Source organism: Nitrobacter vulgaris, from assembly GCF_031453995.1.
In the GTDB taxonomy this organism is placed as follows: Bacteria; Pseudomonadota; Alphaproteobacteria; order Rhizobiales; family Xanthobacteraceae; genus Nitrobacter; species Nitrobacter vulgaris.
Map to the genome: position 1 here is coordinate 111,383 of NZ_JAVDPZ010000011.1, position 7,134 is coordinate 118,516.

Below are 7,134 nucleotides of genomic sequence, written 5' to 3' on the forward strand. Positions count from 1 at the left end.
ATTCGCTTGCCGGCTTTGCTGCGACGTCGGTAGCGAATGTCAAATTTACTCCACGAGGATCGTTGTTTAACAAGTCCTTAATTCCACAATCCTAGTGTTCGGTCTGACCGGCGTGCGAGCGTCCGGTCACGGATTCGAGTCGAGAGACTATCTGGAATGGCGCGGACGATTGCCGCTCGATGTTGGTCGCAAGCGCGCGCTTGCGCGCGGCGGCTTCGGCGCGACTTTATTCCGGCGTTCGCGACAGCCGTGCTGCTGCTGGCCGCGGCGTTTCCCGATGCAAGTCGCGCGCAGGTGGTCCAGGGAGAGGCGAGCTTTGTGGCGGCGAACGGTTTCGCGCGCCTCGTGCTTACGCTCGAGGATGATGTCGATTCCGAGGTGACGGTGGCGGGTACCGTCCTTCTGATCCGATTCAAGCGGCCGGTGGATATTCCCGTCGACAGGATCTCGGACGCGGTGCCGGACTATGTCGGCTCGGCGCGCCGCGATCCGGATGGTTCGGCCATTCGTCTGGCGCTGGCGCGCAAGGTCACCGTCAATACAATGACCGCCGGCGAGCGCGTCTTCATCGATTTGATGCCTGACGGCTGGAAGGGGCCGCCGCCTGAATTGCCGCAGGAGGTGGTTCGAGAACTGGCGGAACGTGCCCGCGCCGCCGAGCGCGCCTTGCGCGAACAGCGCAGCCTCGAAGCGGCGAAGAAGCGGTCACCGGTTCGCGTGCGCGCTTCGTTGCAGCCGACCTTCGTGCGCTATGTTTTTGAGCTGCCGGACGGCAGCGGTGTCTCTTCCAACCTCAATGAGCAAACGCTTGCGTTGCTGTTCAAGCCTGCGCTGACGTTCGATCTGGCGGATGCGAAACTGGTGGCGCCAGCCAATATCGGCTCAATCGCGCAGAAGGTCGACGGCGAGGGCTCGCGGATCGAAATAAAACTGATCGGCGATGTCGATGTGCATTCGTTTCGTGAAGAGAAGAGCTACATCGTCGATATCGGCTTTCAGCAGACCGGCAAACCGATACTGCCGGTGCCGCTCGCGTCAACCGAAGCTCGGCCGCAGGGCGCTTCCGCCGAAAAGGCAGCCGAGATTCCGCCGCCGACCTCTCAGACGATTGCGGAGCAAGCCGGGCTGACGGTTCGGCCTCCGGCGTCTGATGTCAAACCCGCGCCGGCGGCAAAAACTTCCGAAGCCGCGCCGGCTATCGCTGCACCCCTCGCATCTGTTCAGTCTCCGGTCGAAAAACCGGTTGCCGCCGCAGAGCCCTCCACCGCTCCTTCAAAGGCGGAGGTTTCAGAAGCGAAGCCGGCAGAGGAGAAGCCAGCAGAAAATATTGCTATCAAGCAGGACTCCGTAAAGGCCGCGGCGGCGTCGGAGCCTGCGATCGCTCCGGCGCCATCAAGAAAGGCAATCGCGCATGACGCTGTGACCCTCGACGCTGAGAGACGCACCGAGGGTTTTCGTCTGACGTTCGGATTCGGCGCGCCGGCGCCGGCCGCGCTGTTCCGGCGGGCCGATACGGTGTGGCTGGTGTTCGACTCCGAGCAGCCGATCGATACCGGTGCGATTCAAAAGGAGGGCGGGTCGCTCATCACCGACATCGATCGCCGTCCCTTGAACAACGGGCAGGCAATTCGTATCCGCCTGGCTCGTCCGCAATTGGCCGCCCTCTTGGCCGGAGACTCGAAGGGGTCTGCATCCACCGCGGCGGGCGAGAGCTGGATCGTGACGTTTGCCGATGCCGTACAACAGCCATCGCGCGCGCTTTATGCACAGCGCGATGTGATCGATCGGGCTCACGCAAGCGTCACTGTGCCGCTCGCAGGCCCCGGCAAGCTGCACCGGATCGTCGATCCCGACTCGGGCACTGCCCTGATGGTCGTGACCGCGCTGCCGCCGGCGCGCGGCTTTGTCAGGCGTCAGCAATTCGTGGAGTTTTCGCTGGGTGAATCGATCCATGGCGTGGTGGTCGAGCCAAAGTCCGACGATATTGCCGTCGAGGTCGCCTCCGACAAGGTCACGGTGACCCGACGGGGCGGTCTTACCCTGTCGGCGGCTAATGCCGCGCCCGAGCGCGCGGCAACGGCTCAGCCGATCTTCGATGTCGAGCAATGGCAGAAGGACAGCAAGGCCGATCTCTTCAAGCGGCTCGATGAACTGGTCGACGCCGCGTCGACGGCGGGTGACGATGATGCGCGGGCCACGGCGCGGATCGACCTCGCCCGGTTCTACATGGCGCGCGGCTTCTATCACGAAGCCAGGGCGGTTCTTGACCTCGCATTGTCCGAACGGAATCCCGGACAGGAAGATCCGGTTCTGCTGATCGTACACTCAGTTGCAAGTTCGCTGACGAACTATACGGCGTCGGCTATGCGGGATCTCGCTAATCCGGCGATCGGAGCCAATTACGATTCTCAACTCTGGAAGGCACTTGCGCTCGCGCAGCAGCATAAGTGGGCGGAAGCACGGGAGAAGTTCAAAAACGCTCATTTCGCCATATCGGTATTGCCAATCGATTTGCAGCGCGCGATCGTCGCTGCTGCGATGCGAGCCTCGCTTGAGGTCGGGGATTTTTCCGGGGTCGCTTCGTGCAGCAGTGATCTCGACGCGCTCGGCATTCCCGACGAGTTGAAGCCCCGGATTACAGTCATGCGCGGACGGCTGTCGGAAGCGCTCGGGCGCGACAAGGATGCGCTTGCTCAGTACAAGGAGGTGATGGCCTCGCCGGACCGCGAAGCCGCGACCGAGGCGCAGCTTCACAACATCGCGTTGCGACAGAAGCGCAACGAGATCAAACCGGAAGATGCGCTGCGCGATCTCGAAACGCTGTCGGTGATGTGGCGCGGCGATAGGCTGGAAGTGCAGACGCTGAAAATGCTGATGGCGCTCTATATCGATACCGGCCGCTATGCGGAGGCGCTGGCGGCGTCAAGGACGGCCACGCGGCTGGAACCGGACTCCGCGGTGTCACGCCAGATTCAGGATGACGCGGCGGCGCTGTTCGCCCAGCTCTTCCTCAGCACGAAAGGCGACAATCTTCCGCCGGTCGATGCGTTGGCGATGTTCTACGACTTTCGCGACCTGACTCCGATTGGCCGTCGCGGCGACGAGATGATCCGCCGGCTCGCGGATCGTCTGGTCGCCTTCGATCTGCTCGATCAGGCGGGCGAACTCCTGCAATACCAGATCGATCATCGGCTGGAGGGTGCAGCACGCGCGCAGGTCGCCGCGCGGCTGGCAATGGTCTATCTGATGAACCGCAAGCCGGACCGGGCAATCTCCGCACTTCGCACGACGCGGATCGCGGATCTCGCCGGTGAATTACGTCAGCAGCGCTTGCTGCTCGAAGCGCGCGCGCAGAGCGATGTCGGCCGCCGCGATCTCGCGCTCGACATCATCTCAAATCTCGCCGGGCGTGAGGCGATTCGTCTGCGGTCCGATATTTACTGGGCGTCTCGGCGCTGGCGCGAGGCGTCCGAACAGGTCGAGCTTTATTACGGCGAGCGCTGGCGCGATTTCAAACCGCTCAAGCCGAACGAGAAGAGCGACATCATTCGCGCTGTCATCGGCTACGCGCTCTCCGAGGACGCGCTTGGGCTTGCGCGCTTCCGCGAAAAATATGCACCGCTGATGAACGGCAGCGCCGATAAGGTCGCTTTTGATATCGCGAGCAAGCCGGCGGCGGGCAACAGCGCCGAGTTCGAGCAGATTGCCAAGATGGCGGCGAAGGTGGATACGCTGAGTGGCTTCCTGCGCGAAATGAAATCGCGTTTTCCCGACATGACGACAAAAACGGCGCCGCCGCCCGAAGAGGCAGCGGCAGATCCGTCTCCCACGGGCACGCTACCGCAGATCGTCGGATCGGAGCGCGCCGAGGCATCACGCTGACGGATGTGTGTACCCGACGCGGGGTCATCGCCGCATGAGTAGGCCGACTTGGACGAATGGGATGCCTTCGTCGCCTACCGCCCGCTCGACATTCAAGGACGCATGGAAGAAGCGGACGGCGCAGACAGAGCGATCAACGCCGTCTATCGCCGCGAGCGCGCGATCCTGCGGGAACGAGATCTGGTTTTTCGACGTGACGACGAAGGCCGCTGCCGCCGGAAGAGGCGAAGGCAGATCCGCACGCACTTAAGATCTTCCTTCGCTTTTGATGAAGTGAGAAGCGATGCTCCATCTCTTGTTTGATGTGTGGATTTCAATCGCGTTGAGCACTTCGTCGAGATCAACTGCTATCGCACGCAGTCCTACGACAAACGATGACACCGCCATCAAGTTTTCCTTCAATTGATGCCCGAAGCGAAACCGCGAGTGGTACAGAATTCTGTGCAGCCGCCCTTGCGCGCTCAAGATATTCTTTTGCTTTTGATGAAGTGAGAAGCGATGCTCCCTCTCTTGTTTGATGCATGGATTTCAATCGCGTCGAGCACTCCGTCGAGATCGACTGCTGTCGAACGCAGTCCTACGACAAGAGATGACACCGCTATCAAGTTTGTCTTCAATTGAAGCCAAAAAGCGAAGTCGCAAGGCGGTACAGAATTCTGTGCAGTTGCCTTTACGCACTCAAGATCTTCTTTCTCCGCTTATGATGGAGTCAGAAGTATTCTTATGTTTTGTTCGATGCTCTCTGCGTGTTGACACCATACAACGTCGACATCATACAATGCGAAATATGCCGATAGACACATCGACAAGCTATCGGATTGAGGCATCTTCCTACTTTAGATGATCATTGTTTTTGAGTGGTCGCATCGTTCCTCATTGATGAGGAGTGTGCGGCATGCGCGGACGGCTGCGTCGATCCAGGACTGCGTGAAACGTTTTTCGAATGTTGCAGCTCAGCGGATCCGAACCCGCCATGACAGAGCAACTTGGGGGTGATATGAATTTGATGAAGAGTTCTTTCCTCGGTTCGACGGCAGGACTGGTTTTCCTGTCCATCGTTCTGCTTGTCGCCATTCCTCCGAATCTTGCGCATGCACAGGGCGACGAAGGCCAGGGTCCTGGCCATGGCCATGCCGTAGCCCAGAACGGAGATGCTGAGCCGAAGCCGCAAACCTGGCCTCAGTTCAAGGCGACCACGCCAACGCCGCTGTACTCGCTCTACGACACACTCGGACGACCCGACAATCTCACGATTAACGGCTCTATTCGCGCCCGTGGTGAAGGGCTCGCCAACCAATTTCGTCCGGCGCCTGCCGCGCGTGATGACTATTTGGCCTCGTTCTTCACCAATATTTTCGCCGAGTACAATCTCGGCACGGTGAAGATCGGCGCGGAGCTGTTCGATAGCCGTGGCTACGGCGAGCCGCGAAACTCGGCGGTCTCCACCAATGAGGTGAACGCCCTCGAACTCGGCCAAGCCTATCTTAACGTCGATCTCTCCGATGTCCTGCACGATGGATCGAGGAGCAGTCTCACCGCCGGCCGGTTCACGAAGGACATCGGCTCACGCCGCCTCGTGGCGCGCAATTTAATGCGCAACACCATCAACTCCTTCACCGGCCTGTCCTACGACTGGAAGGGCACGAACAAAGATCAGATGACCCTGCTCTGGACCATGCCGCAGACCCGGTTGCCCGATGACACACGAGGCATCCGCAACAATACGATCGAGCTCGACTCGGAGAGCCCGGACTTTCAACTGTTCGGCGGTTCCTATACCTTCGCGAAGGTGTTCGGCGGATCGTTCGAGGTCTATGGCTACGGCCTGTACGAGCAGGATACTGGGACGACGGGTCCGCAATCGGTGCAGACCCGAAACCGTCGCCTGTTCACTCCTGGCGCGCGGTTGGCGCGGGCGAAGAAGCCCGGGCAGTGGGACTACGATTTCGAGGCGATCTACCAGACGGGTCTCGCCCGGGAGACGACTGCCGTCACCGACACGCGCGACCTCAAGGTGTCGGCCTACTTCTTCCATGGCGAGGCGGGCTATACCTTCGCTGCGCCCTGGCTGCCGCGGGTCGCGCTGCAATACGATCACGGCAGCGGCGACAGCAGAAACCCTAATACCTTCACCCGTTTCGACAGTCTGTTCGGCGTCCGCCGCGAATACAACCCAGTCGACCTCTACGGGCCGCTGCAGCGATCGAACATGATCTCACCGGCGATACGCTTCGAGGTCACGCCGAGCCCGATCTGGGATGCCTTCTTCGCCTACCGCACGCTTTTCCTGGCGGATCGCACCGACAGCTTCGGCCTCACACAGGTACGGGACCGTACCGGCCGATCCGGGAACTTCGCCGGCCAGCAGATCGAGGCTCGTCTGCGATACTGGGTTGTCCCCGATGCCATGCTATTTGAAACGGGGGCAGCCTATTTGTTTAAAGGTCGGTTTCTGCAGGACGCTCCCAACGCACCCAACACGGCCGACACCGTCTACGGCTATCTCCAGACGAGCTTCTTCTTTTAAAGTAACGACCGTGCCGGCCCAACAGCAAATGCCTGTGGGCCGGCATCATCTGCAGTCATGTCCCGACGGCAGAATAGAAGGACGGTCGGCAGTTGCCGGGTGAAACCCTCGTCACCCTGTTCAATCATCGCGCGGCGGCAACATAACATAACGATACCAGCCAAGGGATCCGACCTCGGCCGGACGCGCGAGCCGTCGCGAGTCGATTCCGCGCAAGAATATGTTCGAGGCGTCGCTCGCATCTTCCGCGCCCCGCGCCGTACCTGTTCGCGCTCGTGCATCGATATCCCTTGTTTGATGCGTGGACTTCAACCGCGCCGAGCACTCGTTCGAAAATCAACTATTATCGAACGCGCCCTATGACAAAGCGATGACAGCTCGCATCAAGCCTGCTTTTCATTGATGCCCTAAGCGAAACCGCAAGGTAACGCAGAGTTTTGTGCAATCTACTTTACTTAAGACCTTCTTTCTTTTCATTTATCTCTTGTTTGATGCAGCCTGCATGTTGACACCGCGCTGTACGATGTATAGCGAGAAACATATCGATAGGCTATCGGCCGGGGGGCATCCCGAGTCGTCCTGTTTTTAGATGATCGCTGTTCTGGGTGGCCGCGCGCGTTCCTCGCTAACGAGGAGCGCCCCGGCATGCGCGGACGGCTGCGGTCAGCCAACGACTGCGCGAAACGTTTTTCGAATGTTGCGGCTCAGCGGGGATCCGAACCCGC

General features: G+C 60.3%; 3 protein-coding genes. All 3 read left to right on the forward strand.

Annotated features, from left to right (window positions below; translation table 11 throughout):
* The first annotated feature begins 156 nt into the window (after positions 1-156).
* The 3 genes from GGQ85_RS09285 (at position 157) to GGQ85_RS09295 (ending at position 6,409) form a co-directional block, all read left to right on the forward strand.
* Positions 157-3,882: a tetratricopeptide repeat protein gene (locus GGQ85_RS09285; protein ID WP_309774249.1), complete on the forward strand. Its 3,726-nt coding sequence runs from the start codon at positions 157-159 to the stop codon at positions 3,880-3,882.
* Between the two features lie 48 nt (positions 3,883-3,930).
* Complete coding sequence (locus tag GGQ85_RS09290) at positions 3,931-4,185, forward strand: hypothetical protein (protein WP_309774250.1); 255 nt, start codon at positions 3,931-3,933, stop codon at positions 4,183-4,185.
* Between the two features lie 670 nt (positions 4,186-4,855).
* A complete protein-coding gene (locus tag GGQ85_RS09295) occupies positions 4,856-6,409 on the forward strand; it encodes an alginate export family protein (RefSeq protein WP_309774251.1) in 1,554 nt (517 codons plus the stop codon).
* Positions 6,410-7,134 lie beyond the last annotated feature (725 nt).

What these genes read in the sequence shown, in the direction of transcription:
- GGQ85_RS09285 (WP_309774249.1), top strand. Translation starts at nt 157, where the DNA reads ATGGCGCGGACGATTGCCGCTCGATGTTGGTCGCAAGCGCGCGCTTGC.
- GGQ85_RS09295 (WP_309774251.1), top strand. Translation starts at nt 4,856, where the DNA reads ATGACAGAGCAACTTGGGGGTGATATGAATTTGATGAAGAGTTCTTTC.